The sequence below is a fragment of the Amycolatopsis sp. NBC_01480 genome (assembly GCF_036227205.1).
In the GTDB taxonomy this organism is placed as follows: domain Bacteria; phylum Actinomycetota; class Actinomycetes; order Mycobacteriales; family Pseudonocardiaceae; genus Amycolatopsis.
The window spans coordinates 6081055-6103332 of record NZ_CP109442.1; the positions used below are offsets into that span (position 1 = coordinate 6081055).

The window sequence follows — 22278 nt, forward strand, 5'->3', positions numbered from 1 at the left end:
GCCTCACAGCCGAACCCACCTCGGCGGCGCTTTTTGTCGGCGGCAGACCCGTCGCAGGACTCGCGGCCGCACGGCCGAGCCCACCTCGGCGGCGTTTTTTGTCGGTGCCCGCCGCTAGCTTGGCGGTATGGGCACACGTCTGGTGAACCTGGTCGTCGACGCAGCGCGCCCGCAGGAGCTGGCCGGCTTCTGGTCCGCGCTGCTCGGCTGGCAGATAGCCATCGAGTCCCCGGACGAAGTAGAGATCCATGCCCCCGCCGACGACGGGTGGGAGCTTGACCTGATCTTCGTGCCAGTGCCAGCAGCGTCGGCATCGGCGCCGCCAGCCCCGCCAGCCCTGCCAGCCCTGCCAGCGCCGGTGCCGAAGGTGACCAAGAACCGCATCCACCTCGACCTCGCCAGCACCTCGCCGGAGCATCAGGTCGCGCTCGTGGAGCGGGCGCTGGGGCTGGGCGCGCGACGGCGGGATCTCGGGCAGGGCGACGTGCCGTGGGTGGTGCTGGCCGATCCCGAGGGCAACGAGTTCTGCGTACTGGAGCCGCGTGCGGTGTATGCGGGGTCGGGCGCGGTGGCGGCGATCGTCGTTGACTCGGGGGAGCCGGCGCGGTTGGCGGGGTTCTGGTCGGCGCTCACCGGGTGGCCGGTGTGTTCGGCGGAGGACGTGATCGTCGGGCTGGGGGCGCCGTCCGGGCGGGGGCCGCGGCTGGAGTTCCTGCGCTCGGCCGAAGAGAAGGTCGGCAAGAACCGGTTGCACCTCGACGTCGCCCCGTCCGTGGGGGAGGACCACGCGGCGGCGGTCGCGCAGGTGGTCGCGGCCGGGGCGGTGCGGGCCGACGTCGGGCAGGGCGAGACACCTTGGGTCGTGCTGGCCGACCCCGAAGGGAACGAGTTCTGCGTGCTCACGCCCCGCTGAGCCGTGTTTCGAACGGATAACGGAACTCCGCCGAACGCTGACAAACGCGAAACACCGCGGGACGGGCCCGGTTACAACCACCGGGGACCGTGGGGGCATGGAAACCTTCCGAGCCCGGCCGAACCGCACGCCGCTGGTGGCGGAGCTGCCGCCCGAGGAGCCGACCGCGTCCGCGTGGCGCGTCCGGGTCCGGATGGACGACCGGCCCGGCACACTGGCGCGCCTCGCCATCCGCCTGGCCGACCTCGAGTGCAACATCCTGGGCCTCACCGTGCTCCCGGTGCCCGGCGGCGTGCTCGACGAGATCGTGCTGCGGCCCGCCACCGGCCTGCCCAAGGAGGTGCTGGCGGAGGCCATTCGCGGCGAGGGCTGCGAGTGCTCCGGCATCATCGACGCCGACGTCCGCGAGTTGCGCGACACGGCGTCGTCCGCGTTGTCGGCGGCCCGCCGCGCGGTCGACGACCCCGAGCGCCTCGTCGAGGTGCTCCGCGACGTACTCGCCGCCGACCTCGTCACGCGGGTCCCGGCGCCCGAGGGCAACCCGGGCCGCACCGAGAGCGGCCACCGCGCGGTCTTCCCGCTCGACGCGGACACGGTGCTGGTCGCGCGCCGCCGCTGGGCACCGTTCGTGGAGCTGGAGCTGACCCGCGCGGCCGCGTTGATCAGGCTGCTGGCGGCCACCCAGCAGAACGTCTCGGGCGCGGTCGTGCTGGACCGCCCGGACGGTGCCGCCGTCGTCCTGCGCCCCGGCACCCCGCGTGACGCCGACGCTGTTTCCGAGCTGCACCAGCGTTGTTCGATGAAAACGCTGTTCCGCCGCTACCACACCGGCGTGCGCACGGTGCCGCGCAGATGGCTCCACAAACTGCTGACGCCCCCGCGCGGTTCGAGCGTTCTCGCGGTCTGCGGGCGCGACGTCATCGGCCTGGGACAGCTGATCCCGCAACCGGACGGCACCGCGGAAGTATCACTGCTGGTGGAGGACGCCTGGCAGGGCAAGGGCATCGGCACGGCCTTGCTGGCCCGGGTCGTCGTCCTGGCCACCGCCGCGAGCCACGCGGAACTCACCGCCGTCTGCCTTCCCGGCGACGACACGATGCTCCGGACCGCCGCCCGCGCCGGCCTCCGCGCGGAACGCTCCACCACGGACACCTCGGCCCTGCGCTTCTTCCTGCGCTGAACCGAAACAAGGCGGTCAGGCGGGCCGGACCGCCGCCGGGATCAGCGGTTCCAGAACCAGTCCTTGCCGCGGGCTTCGCGGAGGGCCTGCTTCTTGTGGTCGGGCGTGAGACGGTCCAGGTAGAGCTTGCCGTCGAGGTGATCGGTCTCGTGCTGGAGGCACTGGGCGAGCACGTCGATGCCCTCGACCTCGATCGGCTCGTTGCGGAGGTCGACACCCCGGACCACGGCGTGCTTCGCGCGCACCGTCGGGAACCAAAGCTCCGGCACGGACAGGCAGCCTTCGCCGATCTCGTGCGTCTCCTCCGAGAGCGAGACGATCTCGGGGTTGATCACGTAGCCCGTGAGCCCGCCGACGTCGTAGCTGAACACCCGCAGGCCCACACCGATCTGCGGCGCCGCGAGCCCGGCCCGACCCTCGGGCTCGACCGAGTCCAGCAGGTCCTTCACCAGCGCTTCGATCTTCTTGTCGAAGGTGGTGACGGGATCGCAGACCGTCTTCAGCACCGGGTCACCGAAGTAGCGCAGTTCGCGCATCGCCATGATCGAAACGTCCTTATGTCACCGAGTGTCCGCGGAAAGTCTAGTGACCATGGCGCTCACGCCCGTAGCCGCAGGCCCTTCGGCGTCGCGCGGAACCCGGCCTCCTGCAGGATCTCCGCGAGCTCGGACGTCAGCGCGTGCTCGCCGTCGGCCCGCTGCACGGCGAGCTGGCCGAGCCAGCCTTCCCGCACCGCGGTGGACAACGCCGCCGCGGCCTGCTGCAACGCCGGCCGCTCCTCGGTGAAACTCAGCAGCGACTTGCCACCTCGCTCGACGTACAACGCCGGCACCCCGTCGACCAGCACCGCCAGCGCCCCGGCCTTCCGCGCCGGCCGGTGTTTCGTGTCGCCGGTCGCGGCCGGCCAGGACAACGCCGCCCCGTACGGCTGCGCCGGGTCCGCCGCGGCCAGCACCACCGCGCTGCCCGCCTGACCCGGCCTGCTCCCGGAGAGTTCGCTCTGAGGACCGGACACCGCGCGGAGCCGGTCGACCGCGCCCTTCGCCGCGAACTGGGCCGCACCCAGGCCTTCGACGACGTAACCGCGCACGACCTGGCCCGCGTCCTCCATTCCGCGCAGCACCTTGTAGATCCCCGAGAACCCGCCCGTGACGCGTTCGGTGTCGAGGGCCCCGCGGGTGAGCACGCCGTGGCGCTCCAGGAACGCTTCGGTGCGCGCGTGCGCCCGGCGGGTCGGGTCCGTCTCGCGGGGTGGGGTCAGGGCCCAGCGCCCGGCGACCGTCGGCGGCCCGCTCCGCGACGGCATCTGCGGGCGGCCGGCCCGCATCCGCGCGTACCGCCCGCGCGGCGCCTGCCGTCGGGGCTTGTGCGCGCCATGCCCGGCGACCTGCGCGCGCAACGGCCCCAGGGTGTCGCCGGTGACCAGCCCGGCCCAGACCAGGTCCCACAGCGCGGCGACGACCGCGCCGTCGTCCGGCGGCGCCTCCAGCTGCGGCGTGGCCCGGTCCACCAGCTGGCGGAAGAACAGCGCCCCACCGTCCAAAGCGGACACAATGGCCTCGTGTAGCGGGCTCGACGGCGGGTCCTCCTCCACCTCCGGCAGCAGCAGGTCCGCGACGTCGGACGGCGCCAGCGCCAGCCAGCCGTCCCCGCCCGCCAGCGCCCCGCACCCGGCCCAGGTGACCTCGCCCGCCGTGGTCAGCTCGTCGAGCAGCGCGGGGGAGTACCCCGGCAGCCGGCTCGGCAGGATCAGCGACTCGACCGCGCTGGCCGGCAACGGCGCGCCGGCCAGCTGCTCCACCACCGACAGCACGTCGTCGGCCGTGGGCGCGGACCGCAGCCGGCCGCCGATTCCGTGCCACGCGGGCAGGAACCGGCCCAGCGCCGCCGGCTCCACGGGCTCGACCTCCGCGCGCAGCCGCGCCAGCGACGCCCGTCGCAGCCGCCGCAGCACCGCCGAGTCGCAGTACTCGACGCCGACGCCGTGCGTCTCCGGATGCCCGACCGGGCTCAGCTCCCCGCGCACCAGCCGGCCCTGCCCGGTCAGCCGGTCGAGCACACCGACCACCACCGCCGACCCCAGCCCGAACCGCGCGGCCGCCGCCGACGCCGGGAACGGCCCCCGGACCCGCGCGTACCGCGACAGCAGGTCGCCCAGCGGGTCTTCGACCGGCTCCGTGAACGCTTCCGGCACGCCCACCGGCAGCGCGGCCCCCAGCGCGTCCCGCACCCGGCCCGCGTCCTCGATCGCCAGGTACCGCTCCTCGCCGCCGATCCGCACCCGGATGGCCCGCCGCGCGGATTCCAGCTCCGCCAGCCACTCCGGCCGGATCCCGCGCTCGCCCGCCTCCACTGTGGACAGATCGCCGAGGAACCGCAGCAGGTCGGCCGCGTCCTCGGCCGACCGCGCGTGACGCTCGGGATCGAGCCGCTGCAGCGACTGCTCCACCTCGCGCACCGCGTCCGGGTCGAGCAGCTCGCGGATCGCCTCTGTGCCCAGCAGTTCGGCGAGCAACGTGGAGTCCAGCGACAGCGCGGCCGCCCGTCGCTCGGCCAGCGGCGCGTCGGTCTCGTACAGGAACATCCCGACGTAACCGAACAACAGGCTGCGCGCGAACGGCGAGGCCGACGGCGTCTCGACCTCCACCAGCCGCACCTTGCGCGCCCGGACGTCGGCCATCAGCTCCCGCAGCCCGCCCACGTCGTAGACGTCCTGCAGGACTTCCCGCATCGCCTCCAGCACCACGGGGAACCGCTCGTACTTCGACGCCACCGACAGCAGTTGCGAGGCCCGCTGCCGCTGCTGCCACAACGGCGTCCGGCGCCTCGGGTCCCGCCGCGGCAGCAGCAGCGACCGCGCCGCGCACTCCCGGAACCGGGCGGCGAACACCGCCGAGCCGCCGACCTCCGCGACGATCAGCTGCTCGACCTCCTCCGGGTCCAGCAGCACATCGTCGGCTCCGATGGTCACCTCGGCGCCGTCGGAGTCAAGCGCGTCGGGCAGCCGCAGCACGATGCCGTCGTCGGAGTGCGCCACCTGTGCGTCGACCCCGCGGTTCTCCCTCAGCCGGGCCGCGATGGCCAGCGCCCACGGCGCGTTCACCTGCGCCCCGAACGGCGAGTGCACCACGATCCGCCAGTCGCCCAGCTCGTCGCGGTAGCGCTCGAGCAGGATCGTGCGGTCGTTCGGCACGTGCCGGGTCGCCGACTTCTGCTCTTCCAGGTACGCCAGCAGGTTGTCGCACGCCCGCTGGTCGAGCCCGGCCGCCGCGGCCCGCGCCCTGGCCGCCTCGCTGTCCGATGTGGACAGTTCGCGGACGAACGCGCCCAGCGCCCGCCCCAGCTCCAGCGGCCGCCCGGCCGCATCGCCCTTCCAGAACGGCATCCGCGCGGGCTCCCCCGGCGCGGGCACCACGAGCACGCGGTCGTGCGTGATCTCGGTGATCCGCCACGAGGACGTGCCGAGCAGGATGGTGTCGCCGACCCGCGACTCGTACACCATCTCCTCGTCGAACTCGCCGACGCGCGAGCCGGGCTTGCCGTCCGCGCCCGGGGTCATCACGGTGAACAGCCCGCGGTCGGGGATCGTGCCGCCGGAGGTGACCGCCAGCCGCTGCGAGCCGGGCCGGCCGCGCAGCTCGTCGGCGACGCGGTCCCAGGTGATCCGTGCGCGCAGCTCGCCGAACTCCTCGCTCGGGTACCGGCCGGCGAGCATGTCCAGCACCGCGTGCAGCGCGTCGTCCGGCAGCGCGGCGAACGGCGCCGCCCGCCGCACCAGCGCCGCGACTTCGGCCACCGTCCACGGCTCCAGCGCCACCATCGCGACCACGTGCTGGGCCAGCACGTCGAGCGGGTTGCGCGGGTACCGCACGGCCTCGATCGCCCCGGCCGCCATCCGCTCCGCGACCACCGCGCACGAGACCAGGTCGCCCCGGAACTTCGGGAACATCACCCCGGAGGACACCGCGCCCACCTGGTGCCCGGCCCGGCCGACCCGCTGCAGCCCGGACGCGACCGTCGGCGGGGCCTCGATCTGCACGACCAGGTCGACCGCGCCCATGTCGATGCCCAGCTCCAGCGACGAGGTCGCCACGACGCACGGCAGCCGCCCGGACTTCAGTTCCTCCTCGACGTGGGTGCGCTGCTCCCGCGACATCGACCCGTGGTGCGCCCGCGCGACCACCGGCTCCGCGCCCGTGGCCAGCCCGGACTGCCCGATCGCTTCGGCCGGGAACGCGTCTTCGGCGCGCAGCCCGGTCTGCTCGGCCGCCAGCTCGTTGAGCCGGGCGGTGAGCCGCTCGGTCAGCCGCCGGGAGTTGGCGAACACGATGGTCGAGCGGTGCGCCCGGACCAGCTCCAGCACCCGCTCCTCGACCGCGGGCCAGATCGACGGCCGCTTCACCGCGGCCCCCGCGATCTCCTCCTGCGTGCCGATGCCGCCTTCCGACGGCAACTCAGACAGCGAAGTCAGGTCGTCCAGCCGCTCCATCGGCGAGGGCGCCGGCCCGTCGAGGTTCGCCATGTCCTCGACCGGCACCTCGACCCGCACCTCGATCGTCTTCGCCAGCTTCGGCTGCACCACCGTGACCGGGCGCCCGCCCGCGAGGAAGGCGCTCACCTCGTCGACCGGCCGGACGGTCGCGGACAGCCCGATCCGCTGCGCCGGCTTGGGCAGCAGCGCGTCGAGCCGCTCCAGCGACAGCGCCAGGTGCGCGCCGCGCTTCCCGCCCGCGACCGCGTGCACCTCGTCGACGATCACCGTCTCGACCCCCGCCAGCGATTCGCGCGCCGACGAGGTGAGGATCAGGAACAGCGACTCCGGCGTGGTCACCAGCACGTCCGGCGGCGTCTTGCCGAACGACCGGCGCTCGGCCGCCGTGGTGTCGCCGGTGCGCATGCCGACCTCGATCCCCGGCACCGGCAGCCCCAGCCGCCGCGACGCCTGCGAGATCCCGGCGAGCGGCGCGCGCAGGTTTCGCTGGACGTCGACCGCCAGCGCCTTGAGCGGCGAGACGTACAGGATCCGGCAGCGCTTGCGCGGCTCGGCCGGCGGCGGCTCCACCGACAGTCGGTCCAGCGCCCAGAGGAATGCGGACAGCGTCTTGCCGGACCCGGTGGGGGCGACGACCAGGGCGTGTTCCCCGGCGTGCGCGGCCCGCCAGGCCCCGGCCTGCGCCGCGGTGGGTGCGGCGAAGGCCCCCTCGAACCACGTACGGGTCGCGGGGGAGAAGAGGTCCAACACGTCTGCTGCCACGTTGTCCATCATGCGCGGCACCCCCGACAATTTCGGTCCCGGCCGCCGCCGGGGCCGGTCCGCTCAGAGCGAACGGCCGGTCAGAACGCCTGGTCGAGGCCGTGCCGGAGGACCTCGGGCACACCCTTCAGGCCGTTCGCGCGAGCTGCGGCGCCGCCGAAATGGTGGGTCCCGTCACGTTCGCCCGCCGAGGGGAAGCGAGTTTCGCGGGTCCGCACGCACGGTGACCGTCCGCGTGGGAGCATCACCGCCAGCGCCGCTACGTCGAGGGGAAGTGCTGTGCGGATCCTGTCGGTGGACCTCGGGACGTCCAACACCGTCGCCGTCCTTTCGGCACACGGCATGCCGCCGAGGGTCGTCGAGGTGGACGGTTCGGCCAACATGCCGTCGGCGATCTTCGCCGGCGAGGACGGCACGATCATGGTCGGCCGCGACGCCGAGCGCCGCGCGCGCCTGGACCCGACCCGCTTCGAGCCCAACCCGAAGCGCCGCATCGACGAGCAGACCCTGCTGCTGGGCACCGACGTCGTGCCCGTGAACGAGGCGCTGGCCGCGATCCTGCGCCGCGTGCTCGACGAGATCACCCGCCAGCTCGGCGGCGAGCAGCCCGACGAAGTCCGGCTGACGCACCCCGCCCAGTGGGGGCCGGTGCGCCGCAACGTGCTGCTGTCCGCCGCCCGCCTGGCCGGCATCGGTTCGAACGTGCTGCTGGTGCCCGAGCCGGTCGCGGCGGCCGCGCACTTCGCGTCGTTCCCCGGAAAGGCGCTCGCTCCCGGGCAGGCGCTCGCCGTCTACGACCTCGGTGCGGGCACCTTCGACGTCGCCGTCGTCGGCGCCACCCAGAACGGCTTCGTGGTGCTGGCCGAGGACGGCCTGCCCGACCTCGGCGGGCTCGACGTGGACCAGGCGCTGATGGTGCACGTCGGCCGCGAGGTCTCGCACTCGGACCCGCAGCGCTGGCAACGGCTCCTGCGTCCGGAGTCCACAGCGGACCGCCGTACGCGGCGCGCGCTGCAAGAAGACGTGAAGGCCGCGAAGGAGGCGCTGTCCCGGCACCCGCAGACCGAAGTGCCGATGCCGGAGCCGTTCAAGGACGTGCTGGTCACGCGCGGCGAGCTGGAGGGCCTGGTCCGCCCCGCGATGCTGCGCAGCGTCGAGCTGCTTTCGCGCACGCTCCGCTCGTCCGGGCTGACGCCGGACCGGCTCGCGGGCATCTACCTGGTCGGCGGGTCGAGTCGGCTGCCGCTGGTCGGCTCGATGATCGCGGAGAAGCTCGGCGTGGTGCCGGGCAGCCTCGACCAGCCGGAGACGGCCGTGGCCCTCGGCGCGCAGCACGTGGCGCGCGACGGGCTTTCCATGCGGACGCAGAACGTCGAGGGCCCGGTCGCGGCCGGGGCGTCGGCGCCGTTCGCGCCGCCGGTCGCCACGGTGCCGGGCGGTTATCCGCCCCGGCCCGGCTACCCGCAGCAGTTCTCGCCGCCGCCTCCGCCGCAGCAGCCGGCGCCGTCGAACTTCCCGACGTACTCGCTGTCCGACCAGGCCGCGCCGCCGAAGAAGAACGGGCGGAAGAAGCTGTGGATCGGGATCGCCGTGGCGGTGGTCGTGGTCCTCGCCGCGGGGCTGACGTACTTCCTGACCTCGAGCTCCTCGGTGAAGACCTACACCGCCGACGAGTGCAAGACGCCCGGCCAGGCCGATTCCGCCGGGCTCACCGGCTGCATGCGCCAGCTCGCCGGGACGATCGCCGACACCGGCGACTGCAAACCGGGCATGGGCAACGGGCCCGCCGCGCCCGCGCAGAGCCTCGGCGCGACGTCGACCTGCTCGGCGCCCGGCCGCGCGGGCACTCAGGTGACGTACGTGCAGGGCACTTCGGCGGACGAGCTGAAGCAGTACACCGACGGGCTGCTGAACTCCGCCGGCGGCGACCGCACCGAGGCCGACTGGGCGGGCAACGGGCTCAAGGGCCGGTACTCGTCCGCGGCCGGGCAGGCCTCGGCGGTGCTGGTGTTCACGGTGTCCGACCGGCCGCTGGTGGGCTTCATCTACCAGCTGAACTCGAGCGACCAGGCGGCCGCGACCACGCCCGGCACGCTGGCCGACTACTTCGAGCAGAGCGTCCAGCCGGGGAAGTGAGCCTGCTCCGGCGCGAACGGGCCGTTCGCGGCGCCGGGGCGCGCGCGAGCTAGCATTCGGCCGATGCGTATCACGGTTTTCCGACGGCTCATGGCTGAAGAGTTCGGTGCCGGCCGGGCCGCGGTGCTGACCAGCGACCACGTGTTCAGCGGGCTCGGTGGCCGGACCATCGAACAGGCGCTGGGCTCCGGCATCCCGCCCAAGCAGATCTGGCGCGAGGTGTGTGCCGCCTTCGACATCCCGCCGGAGCGGCGCTGACCTGCGGCTTCTTCGCCACGTCGACCCGGACGGGCGAAAAACCCTAGCGCAAGGGCGTGTCGCTTCCCGTCTCGAACAGGTGTTCGTCTAGGGTGTTGTGCACACCGAGGCCAGCGATCCACAGATCGGCCGCCGCGCCCGGAATTGTCGGTCCCTGCCCGTAGCGTCGGACCGGACAGTGCTTGATCCAACGAGTGCTTGATCCAACCAGAGCTTGATCTGGACAACCGAACAAGCCCCACAGGCCCAACCAGCGAGGTGGACTTCCCATGGCACCAGCAGCACCCGACAAGGACAAGGCGCTCGAGCTCGCCCTGGCCCAGATCGACAAGCAGTACGGCAAGGGCTCCGTGATGCGCCTCGGTGAAGAGGGCCGCGCCCCCATCGCCGTGATCCCGACCGGGGCGATCGCGCTCGACGTCGCGCTCGGGATCGGCGGGCTGCCGCGGGGCCGGGTCGTGGAGATCTACGGCCCGGAGTCCTCCGGTAAGACGACCGTCGCCCTGCACTCGGTGGCCAACGCGCAGCGGAACGGCGGCATCGCGGCGTTCATCGACGCGGAGCACGCGCTGGACCCGGAGTACGCCAAGAAGCTCGGCGTGGACACCGACGCGCTGCTGGTCTCCCAGCCGGACACCGGTGAGCAGGCGCTGGAGATCGCGGACATGCTGATCCGCTCGGGCGCGCTCGACATCCTGGTCATCGACTCGGTCGCCGCGCTCGTGCCGCGCGCCGAGATCGAGGGCGAGATGGGCGACAACCACGTCGGCCTCCAGGCCCGCCTGATGAGCCAGGCGCTGCGGAAGATGACCGGTGCGATGAACAACTCCGGCACCACCGCGATCTTCATCAACCAGCTGCGCGAGAAGATCGGCGTCATGTTCGGCTCCCCGGAGACGACGACCGGTGGCAAGGCGCTCAAGTTCTACGCTTCGGTCCGCCTCGACGTGCGCCGCATCGAGACCCTGAAGGACGGCGGCGAGCCGGTCGGCAACCGCACCCGGGTGAAGGTCGTCAAGAACAAGGTCGCGCCGCCCTTCAAGCAGGCCGAGTTCGACATCCTCTACGGCCACGGCATCTCCCGCGAGGGCTCGCTCATCGACATGGGCGTCGACCAGGGCATCCTGCGCAAGTCCGGCGCTTGGTACACCTACGAGGGCGACCAGCTCGGCCAGGGCAAGGAGAACGCGCGGAAGTTCCTGCTCGACAACCCGGACATCGCCAACGAGATCGAGAAGCGGATCAAGGAGAAGCTGGGCATCGGCGCTCAGGTCGACGCCGAGGCCGCGGCCGTCGACGCGGTGCCCGCCCCCGTCGACTTCTGAGTCGAGGGGAAGGGAGTGAGTGTGTTCACGGGGAACGTTCCCCGTGACCTCTCCTTCCGGCGTCCTGAGAGCGGACTCCTGACCGGGCGGGATTGTGGACGCCCGGCGGAGGCCCGTGGTTCCGGTGGTCGCGGTTCGTCAGCCGTGGTCACCTGAGTTCTAGTGATGGGAGCGGTTGTGGCGAGGGCGCCGAAGGTGGATCCGGCGGAGCTGCCGCCGGAGGAGCGGGCGAAGAAGGCCAAGGAGATCTGCTTCGATCTGCTGGCCATGCGGCCCCGCACGGGCGAAGAGCTCCGGCAGGCCTTGCACCGCAAGGGGTTCGACGAGGCGACGATCGAGACCCTGCTCGGCAAGCTGGACCGGGCGGGGCTGATCAACGACGCGGAGTTCGCCGAGGTCTGGGTCCGTTCCCGGCATGCGAACCAGGGTCTCTCCCGCACCGCACTGGTCGCCGAGTTGCGGCGTAAGGGTGTTGACGACGAGATCGCCGTCCAGGCGGCAAGCGAGGTCGACCGCGAGGCCGAGGAGCAGCGGGCCCGCGAGCTGGTCCGCAAACGTCTGGGCTCCCTCGGCAACGTCGACGAGCAGACGGCCATCCGCCGGCTGCTCGGCTTCCTCGGCCGCAAGGGCTACCCCCAGGGGCTGGCCTACACCGTCATCCGGGACGAGCTGCGCGAGTATGGCGCCGAGTCGACCATCTTGGACGACGCTGTCATCGAGTGACCGGCCGCGAGTGGCGGCGTCGTGTGGTGCTGCGGGTCGGGGGAGTGGGCAAGGGGTAGGCGCCGGGGTGCCCCGATTTCCCTTGGGGTGCGCGGAAAATCGGCGGAGAGCTGGTGCAGAGACCGGAAAGCCGGGGCGAAGAACCGGGGTGAAGAGCCGGCCCGAGGGACAGCGAACTCGGGCGAAGAACCGGCGCGGGCTGCCCCCTAGAACCGGCCGTCACCGCCGCTCCCCGGAACTGACAGCGGGGAACGGCGGCACAAAACCAGACCTCAGGCGCCGAATTTCGCGGCTTCCGCAGCGAGGGACTCGACCGTGGCGAAGTCCTTGGCGGCCAGGGTCTTCTTCGGGGTCAGCCAGGAGCCGCCGATGCAGCCGACGTTGGGCAGGGCCAGGTAGGCCTCGGCGTTGGCCGGGGTGATGCCGCCGGTCGGGCAGAAGCGCAGGGACGGCAAGGGGCCGGCGATGGACTTCAGGTAGTCCACTCCGCCACTGGCCTCCGCGGGGAAGAACTTCAGCGCGGTCAGGCCCCGTTCGGCCAGCCGCATCGCTTCCGACACCGTCGCGGCGCCCGGGAGGAACGGCAGGCCGGTGGCGAAGGCGGCTTCGAGGACGGTGTCCGTGGAGCCGGGCGTCACGAGGAACTTCGCGCCCGCGTCGGCGGACTGCTTGGCCTGGTCGGGGCTGGTCACGGTGCCGGCGCCGATCACGATGTCCGGCACCTCCGCGGCCACGCGCTCGATCGCGGCGAGCGCCACGGGTGTGCGCAGGGTCAGCTCGATCACCCTGATGCCGCCGGCGAGCAGGGCGCGGGCGGCAGGCACCGCGTCATCGACGTCGTCGATCACCACGACGGGCATCACGGGGGACAGCTCGAGCAGGTCCGTGCCGGTGGTCACTGACCGACCTCCTGGGTTTCGAAAGCGGTTTCCAAAGCGGGCAGGTCGAATTCTCCGGGACCGAACCCCGGGCCACTGCCGCGGGGCGGCGGCCCCTGGACCCCGCGGAACAGGTCCAGCTCCGGCGTGAGCGCCCCGAAGACGCTCGCGCCCTGGTCGGCGGGACCGACCGCGCGGCGCAGCGCCCCGAACAGCTCCCGCCCGGTGCCGGTCCAGGATGCCTCGGACGGGGGCGCGTCCACCAGGTCGCGGCGGGCGAGTTCTTCGGCACCCACCAGCACGTCCAGCGTGCCGGAACGGGCGTCGAGGCGGATCACGTCGCCGTCGGCGATGCGGCCGATCGGCCCGCCCACGGCGGCTTCCGGCGTCACCTGGATCGCCGCCGGGATCTTGCCCGAGGCGCCCGACATGCGGCCGTCGGTGAGCAACGCCACCTGGTAACCCCGGTCCATCAGCACGCCGAGCGCCGGCGTCAGGCCGTGCAGCTCCGGCATCCCGTTCGCCTGCGGGCCTTGCTGCCGCAGCACGACCACCACGTCGCGGTCCAGCTCGCCGGCCTCGAACGCCGCCTTGAACGCCTCCTGCGACGTGAACACCCGCGCCGGCGCCTGCACCACGCGGTGCTCCGGCGCCACGGCCGAAACCTTGGTCACCGCCCGGCCGAGGTTGCCCGCCACCATCCGCAGCCCGCCGTCCGGGGCGAACGGCCGCCACGCCGGGCGCAGCACGTCTTCGTCGAGGCTGCGGGTGGGCACGTCGCGCCACACCAGCTCGCCGTCGGACAGGATCGGCTCCTGCGTGTAGCGGCGCAGCCCGAACCCGGCGACGGTGTGCACGTCCTCGTGCAGCAGCCCCGCGTCCAGCAGCGTGCCCACCAGGAACTGGATGCCGCCGGCGGCGTGGAAGTGGTTGATGTCCGCGCTGCCGTTCGGGTACACCCGCGCCAGCAGCGGCACCACCGCGGACAGGTCCGAGAAGTCGTCCCAGGTCAGCTGGATGCCCGCCGCGGCGGCGATCGAGACCAGGTGCATCGTGTGGTTGGTCGAGCCGCCCGTGGCCAGCAGGGCGATGACGCCGTTGACGAGCGCCTTTTCGTCCAGCACCAGGGAAATCGGCGTGTACGAATCGCCACGCGACAGCTGGACCATGCGCCGCCCGGCCTCCTCGGTCAGCGCCCGCCGCAGCGCCGAGTTCGGCTGGACGAAGCTGGCGCCGGGCAGGTGCAGGCCCATCACCTCGACCACCATCTGGTTCGAGTTGGCGGTGCCGTAAAACGTGCAGGTTCCCGCGGAGTGGTACGAAGCCGCTTCGGCGTCGAGAAGGTCTTCGCGCGTCGCGAGGCCCTCGGCGTACAGCTGCCGTACGCGGGCCTTTTCCTTGTTCGGCAGGCCGGAGTTCATCGGCCCCGCGGGCACGAGGATCGCCGGCAGGTGCCCGAACGACAGCGCGCCGGCCAGCAGGCCCGGCACGATCTTGTCGCACACGCCCAGCAGCAGCGCGGCGTCGAACATGTCGTGCGACAACGCGATCGCCGTCGCCATCGCGATCACCTCGCGGCTGAAGAGCGACAGCTCCATGCCCGGGCGGCCCTGCGTGATCCCGTCGCACATCGCGGGCACGCCGCCGGCGAACTGGGCGACGCCGCCGGCCTCGCGCACCGACTTCTTCAGCCAGGCCGGGTACTCCTGCATCGGCTGGTGCGCGGAAAGCATGTCGTTGTAAGAGGAAACGATCGCGACGCCCGGCGCGCGGGCTTCGCGCAGCGCGGCCTTGTCGACGCCGTCCATCGCGGCGAAGCCGTGCGCGAGGTTGCTACAGGCGAGGCCGCGGCGGACCGGTCCTTCGTCATACGCCGCGGCACTGCGTTCGAGATAGGCCCCGCGCGTCGCCGCACTGCGCTCCACGATGCGGGCGGTGACTTCGGCGACGACGGGGTGCACAGGGGTTGGTTCGGCGGGCTGGTTCGGGATGCTGTTCATGTCCGGCTCCCGGCTCACTGGTGGTGGGGGGTCCGCGGGACGGCAGCTCTGGCGTCGCAGGAACGTGACGTCAGCCACGGTAACCGGTCGGAGCCGCCGAATCAAAATCGATTCAGAAAACCCCTAGAGGTGAGCCCGATCACTCTCGGCTTAGTGGATGTGCTACTTGTCACAGTGCACACAGCGGGGCAGAGTCGTAGGCGGCGACGTGATCGTCACCCCGGTCCTGTCAGCGCAGAGAAGAGGGAGGCACCCGATGTCCACCACCGAACTCACTGAACTGCGGCGCACCATTGGCCAGCTACGGCAGTGTGTGGGCGCCCTGCGCTCCCGGTACGGCGACGCGTCGGCCGTGCGCCGGCTGGCCAACGACGTCGAGCGGCTCGACATCGACACCGCCGACCTGGACGGGCACCCGCCCGCCGTGCCGGCCCAGGCGAAACCCGCCGAACGCGTCCCGGTGCCGGACACCCCGTATGACCCGGCGCTGTGGCACGGCGCTGATGACGAGGGTGTCGGTGGCTACAAGCGCGACCAGCGGTGAGCGCTCCCACTGACAACGACGTCAGCCGGGAGGGCACCGGTGTTCGCGCACCGGGCCGGGCCCGGATCGCCGACCGGACCCTGCGGACCGACCGATGGTGGCTGCAGCCCCTGCTCACTGTGCTGGGGCTGGCCACTTTCATCGTCTACGCCACGGTCCGGGCCTTCGTGCGCACCGCTTACTGGGTGCCCGATTACCACTATCTGACGCCGTTCTACTCGCCCTGTGTCTCCACGTCCTGCGTCGCCGGCTCGAGCCACTTCGGGCACTGGTTCGGCGCTTTCCCGAGCTGGCTCCCGCTCGGGGCGCTGGTGCTGCCTTTCCTGCTCGGCTTCCGGCTGACGTGTTACTACTACCGCAAGGCGTACTACCGCTCGGTCTGGTTCTCGCCGCCGGCCTGCGCGGTCGCCGAGCCGCACGCGCGGTATTCGGGGGAGACGCGGCTGCCGCTGATCATCCAGAACGTGCACCGCTACTTCTTCTACGTGGCAACGATCGTCTCGCTGGTCAACACCTACGACGCGGTGATGGCGTTCCACAGCCCGAGCGGCTTCGGCTTCGGGCTCGGCAACATCATCATCGTCGCGAACGTGGTGCTGCTGTGGGCGTACACGCTGTCCTGCCACTCGTGCCGGCACGTGACCGGCGGCCGGCTCAAGCACTTCTCGAAGCATCCGGTGCGGTACTGGGTGTGGACCAAGGTCTCGAAACTCAACACCCGCCACATGACCCTCGCGTGGACGACCCTCGGCACGCTGGTGCTGACCGACCTCTACGTGATGCTCGTGTCGAGCGGCGCCATCGCGGACCTGCGTTTCGTGGGCTAGCGTCGGCAGCCGCACCGGCGGCGCGAGAGAAAACCGGCAGTAATCAAGAACAACGGCGTTCCAGCAGCTCTCGAGGTGGCTCTATTCATGACCGAGGTCGAACGGCACAGCTACGACGTGGTGGTGATCGGTGCCGGCGGCGCCGGTCTGCGCGCGGTGATCGAAGCGCGCGAACAGGGTTACAGCGTCGCGGTGGTGTGCAAGTCCTTGTTCGGCAAGGCCCACACTGTGATGGCCGAAGGCGGCTGCGCGGCGTCGATGGGCAACGCGAACTCCAATGACAACTGGCAGGTGCACTTCCGCGACACCATGCGCGGCGGGAAGTTCCTGAACAACTGGCGGATGGCCGAGCTGCACGCCAAGGAGGCGCCGGACCGGGTCTGGGAGCTGGAGACCTACGGCGCGCTGTTCGACCGCACCGCCGACGGCCGGATCAGCCAGCGCAACTTCGGCGGGCACACCTACCCGCGGCTGGCGCACGTCGGCGACCGGACCGGGCTCGAGCTGATCCGCACGATGCAGCAGAAGATCGTTTCGCTGCAGCAGGAGGACTTCGCGAAGTTCGGTGACTACGAGGCGCGGATCAAGGTCTTCGCCGAGTGCACCGTCACCGAGCTGCTGCTCGACGGCGGCGCGGTGGCCGGCGCGTTCGGCTACTGGCGCGAGAGCGGCCGGTTCGTCCTGTTCGACGCGCCCGCGGTGGTGCTCGCGACGGGCGGCATCGGCAAGTCGTTCAAGGTCACGTCGAACTCGTGGGAGTACACCGGCGACGGCCACGCGCTGGCCCTGCGCGCGGGCGCGAAGCTGATCAACATGGAGTTCGTCCAGTTCCACCCCACCGGGATGGTCTGGCCGCCGAGCGTGAAGGGCATCCTCGTGACCGAGGGCGTCCGCGGCGACGGCGGCGTGCTGAAGAACTCCGACGACGAGCGGTTCATGTTCGGCTACGTGCCGGAGGTGTTCAAGGGCCAGTACGCGGACAGCGTCGAGGAGGCCGACCGCTGGTACGCCGACGCGGACAACAACCGCCGCACGCCGGACCTGCTGCCGCGGGACGAGGTGGCGCGCGCGATCAACTCGGAGGTCAAGGAGGGCCGCGGCTCGCCGCACGGCGGGGTGTTCCTCGACATCGCGAGCCGGCTCCCGGCCGAGGAGATCAAGCGCCGGCTGCCGTCGATGTACCACCAGTTCAAGGAGCTGGCCGACGTCGACATCACCAAGGAGGCCATGGAGGTCGGCCCCACCTGCCACTACGTGATGGGCGGCATCGAGGTCGACCCGGACACCGGCGCGGCGAGCGTGCCGGGCCTGTTCGCGGCGGGCGAGTGCTCCGGCGGCATGCACGGCTCCAACCGCCTGGGCGGCAACTCGCTGTCCGACCTGCTGGTGTTCGGCCGCCGGGCCGGGCTGGGCGCGGCGGCGTACGTCGGCGGGCTCGGCGAGAGCAGGCCGGCGGTCGGTCAGTCCGATGTGGACGCTGCGGCGAAGATGGCGCTGGCGCCGTTCGACCCGCCCGAAGAGGGCGTCGCCGAGAACCCCTACACCCTGCACACCGAGCTGCAGCAGTCGATGAACGACCTGGTCGGCATCATCCGCAAGGCCGGGGAGATCCGGCAGGCGCTGGAGAAGCTCGGCGAGATCCGGCAGCGGATCCTGCGCGTGACGGTGGAGGGGCACCGGCAGTTCAACCCGGGCTGGCACCTCGCCGTCGACCTGCGCAACATGCTGCTGGTCAGCGAATGCGTGGCCCGCGCCGCGCTCACCCGCACCGAGAGCCGCGGCGGCCACACCCGCGACGACTATCCGGGCATGGACGCGGAGTGGCGGCACAAGCTGCTGGTCTGCTCCGCCGTCGCCGGGGACAACCCGACGGTGCCGGACGTCGACGTGGTGGTGGAAGAGCAGCTCCCGCTGCGGCAGGACCTGCTGGAGCTGTTCGAGCTCGACGAGCTGGGCAAGTACTACACCGACGGCGAGCTCGAGACCCACCCCGGGAGGAACTCGTGAGTTACAAGGCCAGTTTCCGGGTCTGGCGCGGTGACGACACCGCCGGCGAGCTGCAGGACTTCAAGGTCGAGGTGAACGAGGGCGAGGTGGTGCTCGACATCATCCACCGCCTGCAGGCCACCCAGGTCTCGGACCTCGCCGTGCGCTGGAACTGCAAGGCGGGCAAGTGCGGCTCGTGCTCGGCGGAGATCAACGGCAAGCCGCGGCTGCTGTGCATGACGCGGATGTCCACGTTCACCGAGGACGAGGTCGTCACCGTCACGCCGCTGCGCACCTTCCCGGTGATCCGCGACCTGGTCACCGACGTGTCGTTCAACTACGCCAAGGCGCGGGAGATTCCGTCGTTCACGCCGCCGAAGGACCTGCAGCCGGGGGAGTACCGGATGCAGCAGGTGGACGTCGAGCGCTCGCAGGAGTTCCGCAAGTGCATCGAGTGCTTCCTGTGCCAGAACACCTGCCACGTGGTGCGCGACCACGAGGAGAACAAGGAGAACTTCGCCGGGCCGCGGTACCTGATGCGGATCGCCGAACTGGAGATGCACCCGCTCGACGTCGCCGACCGCCGGGACGCCGCGCAGGAGGAGCACGGCCTCGGCCTGTGCAACATCACCAAGTGCTGCACCGAGGTGTGCCCGGAAGGCATCCACATCACCGACAACGCGCTGATCCCGATGAAGGAGCGGGTCGCCGACCAGAAGTACGACCCGATCGTCTGGCTCGGCAACAAGCTCTTCCGCCGCGATCGGTGACGCCGGCGCGGGACGAGCTGGCCGGGGCGGTGATCGCGGCGCTGACCGCGGCCGGCCCCGGCTCTCGCGCGGGATTGCTCGGCTCGCTCGCGGCGGGGACCGCTGACGGCTACAGCGATATCGACGTGGAGTGGGTGGTCCCGGACGGCCGGCTCGACGCCTGTGCCGCCCAGGCGCGATCGGTGCTGGAACGGGTCCGGCCGGTCGCCGCGGTGCGCACGTCGCCGGACTTCTTGCACTCGCCCATGCGGCGGCTGTTGTTCGTGCGATTCACTGGTGTGCCGTTGTTCTGGCGGCTTGATCTTGCTGTGCGCGAGGCTTCGGCGCCCGTGGATCCGGCCTTCGATGAGCCGGTAGCGCCCGCTCGGGACGACGAGTGGTCCCGCCCGGCGAGCGCGCTGGCCAACGCGCTGGGCGCGGTGAAAGCCGTGGCGCGCGGGCGGTTCGAGGACGCGCGCGGCCTGCTGGACCGCGGGTTCGCCCGGATCGGCGTGGCCGATTCGGCGAGCGGGCGGTGGGTAAACGACATCACGCGGCTGGCCCGCGCGGCCGTGGTTCAGGAACCCGGGCTGACCGCGCTGGCGGAGGAGACGGTCCAGCTGGCCGGGGCGGAACTCGGCTGAGCCCCGCCCCGGCGCTGGATTCAGTTGCCCGTCAGATGTGGTAGTCGACGTTCGCGGCCAGCGAGGTCGGGTTGGCCTTCACGCGGACTTCCAGCATGGACGCCGTGTTCGACGGCCACTTGATCGTGCCCGTGCCCTTGGTGCCGCAGCTGACCGACTGCCACGCGTCCGGGTGCACGGCCTTGCTCATCCGGGCCTCGACGCACGCGGACTGGTTGGTGCTCTCCTGCACGCTCCAGTAGACGCGGAGCTTGCCGCTCCAGCCGCTGGCCGGGCTGGTGTAGGAGCACTTCTTCGAGACCGGGCCCCACTTGCCGACGATCCCGGAAGCGGTGCCGCTGCAGAGCCACATTGCGCTGTTCGGCGCCGCCGAAGCCGGTGCCGCGGCGAGGCCCGCCGAAAGCAGCGAGGTCACCGCGAACGCAGCGGCGACGGACGCGATGCGGGCGCGTTTGGGCGCAAGCTTTTCCATCATGTTCTCTCTTTCCCCAGATCTCCCAGTAGCGGCCGTTCATGATCAACGGCCTGTGCCGAGTATTGCAGTCACCGCGCCGGAATGCACGGCCTGGGTGGAAAAAAACCCACGAGCAGGGCAAATGCGAAGGGGCCCAGCCTTTACTTGATGTTTCGTTAAGGTGAGCTCGTGCTGATTACGAACGTGTCCGTAATGGACGTCGAACGCGGGGTGACCGAGGTCGCGAACGTGCTCCTGCGCGATGGGGTGATCCAGTTCGTCGGATCCGATGTGGACGGCCCGGATCCCTTTGACGGCAACGGCGGGCTGCTGCTGCCCGGTTTGGTCGACTGTCACGCGCACGTCGCTTTCCCCGGTCCGGACCCGCTGCCACGCAGCGCCCGGGTGATCGAGGCGGTTTCCGTCCTCAGTGGACTTCTGGCGCGCGGGGTGACGACCGTGCGCGACGCGTGGGGAGCGGACGCCGGGTTCCGGCACGCGCTGCGCGAGGGCTGGATCACCGGGCCGGACCTGCTCCTGAGCCTGCGGCAGCTGTCGCCGACCGGCGGGCTCGGCGACTGGTGGGAGCCCGATTCCGGGCGCAAGGACCGGATCGCGGACCCGTCGTTGCCGGACAGCGTGTTCGACGGGCCGGACGAAGCGCGCGCGGCGGTGCGGCGCATGGTGCGGGCCGGCGCCGACTGGATCAAGCTCGGCGCGAGCGGCGCGATGGCCTCGATCCGCGAGGGCCGCAGCGTCGAGCCGACGGACGCGGAGCTGCACGCAGTGGTGGACGAGGCCGGCCGCTGCGGCCGTGACGTGATGGCGCACGCGCACACCGCGCGTTCGGCCGCGGCCGCCGCCCGGGCCGGGGTGCGCAGCATCGAGCACGGTGTGTTCCTCGACGAAGCCGCGGTGACGGCGATGCGCGAGAGCGGCTGCTGGTACGTGCCCACCCTCGCGCCTCTTGACGGCGACCCGGACGCGCGCCGTGCGCACCGGCGTTCGCTGGACCTGGCCCAGGCGGCGGGTGTCCCGATCGCGGCGGGCTCCGACCTCGCGGCCCGGCCCCATGTCGACTTGACGACCGAGCTGCGGCTGCTGGCCGAGGCCGGTCTCGGCGCGGCCGGTGCGGTGCGCGCGGCCACGAGCGAGGCGGCCCGCCTGCTGCGGCTCGACGACCGCGGGCGGATCGAACCGGGGCTGCGCGCGGATCTCGTCCTGCTGCAGGGACCGGAGGTGGACGTGACGGACTTCGCGGGCCGCGTTCGTGCGGTCTGGCAGCAAGGGCGGCTCGTGACGGACCGAAATCCGTTCGCAGTGCGGTAGCCGGATCGGCAGACTGGACACTGTGGACTTCATACCCGGACTCGAACTGTCGCGGCGCTTCTACGCCGAGGCGGTCCGGCCGGTGCTGGACCGGCACCGTCCCGGGCTGGTGCACTCGGCGGCGTTGATCGGGCCCGGTTCTGAGGTGCTCGGCTTCGACAGCGCCCGGTCCGCCGACCATGACTGGGGGCCGCGGCTGCTGCTGTTCCCGCAGGAGCCCGAACCGGAGTTGGACGACCTGCTGGCGCGCGAGCTGCCGCGCGAATTCCTGGGCTACTCCACGCACTTCGCGGACAACGAGGGCGACCCGACCCGTCGGATGGCGCCGGTCGACGGGCCGCTCCGGCACGGTGTCGTCGTCACCGAGCTGGGCGGCTGGCTGTCCGGGCGCCTCGGCTTCGACCCGTTGCGTGGCATCACCCGCGCCGACTGGCTGGCCACGCCCGCGCAGGCGCTCGCGGAGGTGACCGGCGGCGCCGTCTTCCACGACGGGCTCGCGCGGCTCGGTCCCGCGCGCCGCCGGCTGGGCTGGTATCCCGACGACGTCTGGCGGGAGGTGCTTTCCGGGCAGTGGCGGCGGATCGCGCAGGAGGAGGCGTTTGTCGGCCGCTGCGGCGAGGCCGGGGACGAGCTGGGCTCGGCCGTGGTGGCCGCCCGGCTCGTGCGTGACCTCATGCGGCTGTGCCTGCTGATGGCGCGGCGGTACCCGCCGTACAGCAAGTGGCTGGGCAGCGCGTTCGCTCGCCTTCCTGGGGCGTCTGAGCTGACGCCCGTGCTCACCGGTGCACTGGCCGCGACGACGTGGCCTGAGCGGGAGGGGTTCCTGGTGATCGCGTACGAAACCGTTGCGGCGCAACACAATGACCTCGGCCTGACGGAGCCGCTCGACCCGGGCGTGCGGGGCTTCCACAGCCGTCCGTTCCGGGTGCTGGACGCCGGCCGACGCGCTGGCGCCGGGGAGCGTCGGGGCGGTGGACCAATGGGTGGACAGCACCGATGTGCTGGGACGCCCGGCGTGGACCCGGGCCGTCTCGGGCGCGCTGGCTCGTGACTGATTTCGCCGGGTGGGCCGCGGCGG

Annotated in this window: 19 protein-coding genes; 13 read left to right on the top strand and 6 right to left on the bottom strand. The window is 71.8% G+C overall.

Features of this window, described 5'->3' with window-relative positions:
- Nucleotides 1-127 precede the first annotated feature (127 nt).
- The gene (locus OG371_RS29100) at nucleotides 128-913 is read left to right on the top strand and encodes a VOC family protein (RefSeq protein ID WP_329058470.1); all 786 of its coding nucleotides are present in this window, start codon (nucleotides 128-130) and stop codon (nucleotides 911-913) included.
- 97 nt (nucleotides 914-1010) lie between these two features.
- Entirely contained in the window at nucleotides 1011-2093 is a 1083-nt protein-coding gene (locus tag OG371_RS29105; RefSeq protein WP_329058471.1) for a GNAT family N-acetyltransferase, read from the top strand.
- Between the two features lie 41 nt (nucleotides 2094-2134).
- On the opposite strand, the gene def is transcribed toward OG371_RS29105, so the two are convergent.
- From def to OG371_RS29120, 3 genes are all read right to left on the bottom strand, one after another.
- Nucleotides 2135-2635 carry a peptide deformylase gene (gene def, locus OG371_RS29110; RefSeq protein WP_329058472.1) on the bottom strand — a complete coding sequence of 167 codons (501 nt, stop codon included), beginning with the start codon at nucleotides 2633-2635 and terminating at the stop codon, nucleotides 2135-2137.
- Nucleotides 2636-2691: 56 nt separating this feature from the next.
- Nucleotides 2692-7359: an ATP-dependent helicase gene (locus tag OG371_RS29115; protein ID WP_329058473.1), complete on the bottom strand. Its 4668-nt coding sequence runs from the start codon at nucleotides 7357-7359 to the stop codon at nucleotides 2692-2694.
- 68 nt (nucleotides 7360-7427) lie between these two features.
- The gene (locus tag OG371_RS29120; protein ID WP_329058475.1) at nucleotides 7428-7565 is read right to left on the bottom strand and encodes a hypothetical protein; all 138 of its coding nucleotides are present in this window, start codon (nucleotides 7563-7565) and stop codon (nucleotides 7428-7430) included.
- Between the two features lie 61 nt (nucleotides 7566-7626).
- Here OG371_RS29120 and OG371_RS29125 point away from each other — a divergent pair, with 61 nt between their 5' ends.
- The 4 genes from OG371_RS29125 (at nucleotide 7627) to OG371_RS29140 (ending at nucleotide 11789) form a co-directional block, all read left to right on the top strand.
- Entirely contained in the window at nucleotides 7627-9483 is a 1857-nt protein-coding gene (locus tag OG371_RS29125; RefSeq protein WP_329058476.1) for an Hsp70 family protein, read from the top strand.
- A gap of 63 nt (nucleotides 9484-9546) precedes the next feature.
- Nucleotides 9547-9741 carry a DUF3046 domain-containing protein gene (locus OG371_RS29130; protein ID WP_091617654.1) on the top strand — a complete coding sequence of 65 codons (195 nt, stop codon included), beginning with the start codon at nucleotides 9547-9549 and terminating at the stop codon, nucleotides 9739-9741.
- A 269-nt stretch (nucleotides 9742-10010) separates the two neighbouring features.
- The gene (gene recA, locus OG371_RS29135) at nucleotides 10011-11066 is read left to right on the top strand and encodes a recombinase RecA (RefSeq protein WP_329058479.1); all 1056 of its coding nucleotides are present in this window, start codon (nucleotides 10011-10013) and stop codon (nucleotides 11064-11066) included.
- Nucleotides 11067-11261: 195 nt separating this feature from the next.
- Entirely contained in the window at nucleotides 11262-11789 is a 528-nt protein-coding gene (locus OG371_RS29140) for a regulatory protein RecX (protein ID WP_329073292.1), read from the top strand.
- Nucleotides 11790-12061: 272 nt separating this feature from the next.
- Here OG371_RS29140 and eda read toward each other — a convergent pair whose 3' ends face one another.
- Nucleotides 12062-12688 (bottom strand): bifunctional 4-hydroxy-2-oxoglutarate aldolase/2-dehydro-3-deoxy-phosphogluconate aldolase, encoded by a 627-nt coding sequence (gene eda / locus OG371_RS29145; RefSeq protein ID WP_329058481.1) that lies wholly within the window; start codon nucleotides 12686-12688, stop codon nucleotides 12062-12064.
- Nucleotides 12685-14667 (bottom strand): phosphogluconate dehydratase, encoded by a 1983-nt coding sequence (edd, locus tag OG371_RS29150; RefSeq protein ID WP_329058483.1) that lies wholly within the window; start codon nucleotides 14665-14667, stop codon nucleotides 12685-12687. Before edd ends, eda begins: the two co-directional genes overlap by 4 nt.
- Nucleotides 14668-14923: 256 nt before the next feature.
- Here edd and OG371_RS29155 point away from each other — a divergent pair, with 256 nt between their 5' ends.
- From OG371_RS29155 to OG371_RS29175, 5 genes are all read left to right on the top strand, one after another.
- Nucleotides 14924-15211 (top strand): hypothetical protein, encoded by a 288-nt coding sequence (locus OG371_RS29155; protein ID WP_329058486.1) that lies wholly within the window; start codon nucleotides 14924-14926, stop codon nucleotides 15209-15211.
- On the top strand, nucleotides 15208-16038 hold the full coding sequence (locus tag OG371_RS29160) for a hypothetical protein (RefSeq protein ID WP_329058488.1): 831 nt from the start codon (nucleotides 15208-15210) through the stop codon (nucleotides 16036-16038). Before OG371_RS29155 ends, OG371_RS29160 begins: the two co-directional genes overlap by 4 nt.
- Before the next feature lie 87 nt (nucleotides 16039-16125).
- Nucleotides 16126-18045: a fumarate reductase/succinate dehydrogenase flavoprotein subunit gene (locus tag OG371_RS29165; RefSeq protein WP_329058490.1), complete on the top strand. Its 1920-nt coding sequence runs from the start codon at nucleotides 16126-16128 to the stop codon at nucleotides 18043-18045.
- Nucleotides 18042-18794 (top strand): succinate dehydrogenase/fumarate reductase iron-sulfur subunit, encoded by a 753-nt coding sequence (locus OG371_RS29170; RefSeq protein ID WP_329058491.1) that lies wholly within the window; start codon nucleotides 18042-18044, stop codon nucleotides 18792-18794. The genes OG371_RS29165 and OG371_RS29170 overlap by 4 nt, the downstream gene beginning before the upstream one ends.
- Complete coding sequence (locus OG371_RS29175; RefSeq protein WP_329058492.1) at nucleotides 18791-19417, top strand: hypothetical protein; 627 nt, start codon at nucleotides 18791-18793, stop codon at nucleotides 19415-19417. Before OG371_RS29170 ends, OG371_RS29175 begins: the two co-directional genes overlap by 4 nt.
- 31 nt (nucleotides 19418-19448) lie before the next feature.
- Here the strand turns inward: OG371_RS29175 and OG371_RS29180 are convergent, their stop codons facing one another.
- Nucleotides 19449-19892: a hypothetical protein gene (locus tag OG371_RS29180; protein ID WP_329058494.1), complete on the bottom strand. Its 444-nt coding sequence runs from the start codon at nucleotides 19890-19892 to the stop codon at nucleotides 19449-19451.
- Nucleotides 19893-20060: 168 nt separating this feature from the next.
- Between OG371_RS29180 and OG371_RS29185 the strand changes: the two genes are divergently transcribed.
- A complete protein-coding gene (locus OG371_RS29185) occupies nucleotides 20061-21200 on the top strand; it encodes an amidohydrolase family protein (RefSeq protein WP_329058495.1) in 1140 nt (379 codons plus the stop codon).
- Nucleotides 21201-21222: 22 nt separating this feature from the next.
- Nucleotides 21223-22251, top strand: a complete 1029-nt coding sequence (locus OG371_RS29190; RefSeq protein WP_329058496.1) for a DUF4037 domain-containing protein — start codon at nucleotides 21223-21225, stop codon at nucleotides 22249-22251.
- Nucleotides 22252-22278: the final 27 nt, after the last annotated feature.

What these genes read in the sequence shown, in the direction of transcription:
- OG371_RS29100 (WP_329058470.1), top strand. Translation starts at nt 128, where the DNA reads ATGGGCACACGTCTGGTGAACCTGGTCGTCGACGCAGCGCGCCCGCAG.
- OG371_RS29105 (WP_329058471.1), top strand. Translation starts at nt 1,011, where the DNA reads ATGGAAACCTTCCGAGCCCGGCCGAACCGCACGCCGCTGGTGGCGGAG.
- def (WP_329058472.1), bottom strand. Translation starts at nt 2,635, where the DNA reads ATGGCGATGCGCGAACTGCGCTACTTCGGTGACCCGGTGCTGAAGACG.
- OG371_RS29115 (WP_329058473.1), bottom strand. Translation starts at nt 7,359, where the DNA reads ATGATGGACAACGTGGCAGCAGACGTGTTGGACCTCTTCTCCCCCGCG.
- OG371_RS29130 (WP_091617654.1), top strand. Translation starts at nt 9,547, where the DNA reads ATGCGTATCACGGTTTTCCGACGGCTCATGGCTGAAGAGTTCGGTGCC.
- recA (WP_329058479.1), top strand. Translation starts at nt 10,011, where the DNA reads ATGGCACCAGCAGCACCCGACAAGGACAAGGCGCTCGAGCTCGCCCTG.
- edd (WP_329058483.1), bottom strand. Translation starts at nt 14,667, where the DNA reads ATGAACAGCATCCCGAACCAGCCCGCCGAACCAACCCCTGTGCACCCC.
- OG371_RS29155 (WP_329058486.1), top strand. Translation starts at nt 14,924, where the DNA reads ATGTCCACCACCGAACTCACTGAACTGCGGCGCACCATTGGCCAGCTA.
- OG371_RS29165 (WP_329058490.1), top strand. Translation starts at nt 16,126, where the DNA reads ATGACCGAGGTCGAACGGCACAGCTACGACGTGGTGGTGATCGGTGCC.
- OG371_RS29180 (WP_329058494.1), bottom strand. Translation starts at nt 19,892, where the DNA reads ATGATGGAAAAGCTTGCGCCCAAACGCGCCCGCATCGCGTCCGTCGCC.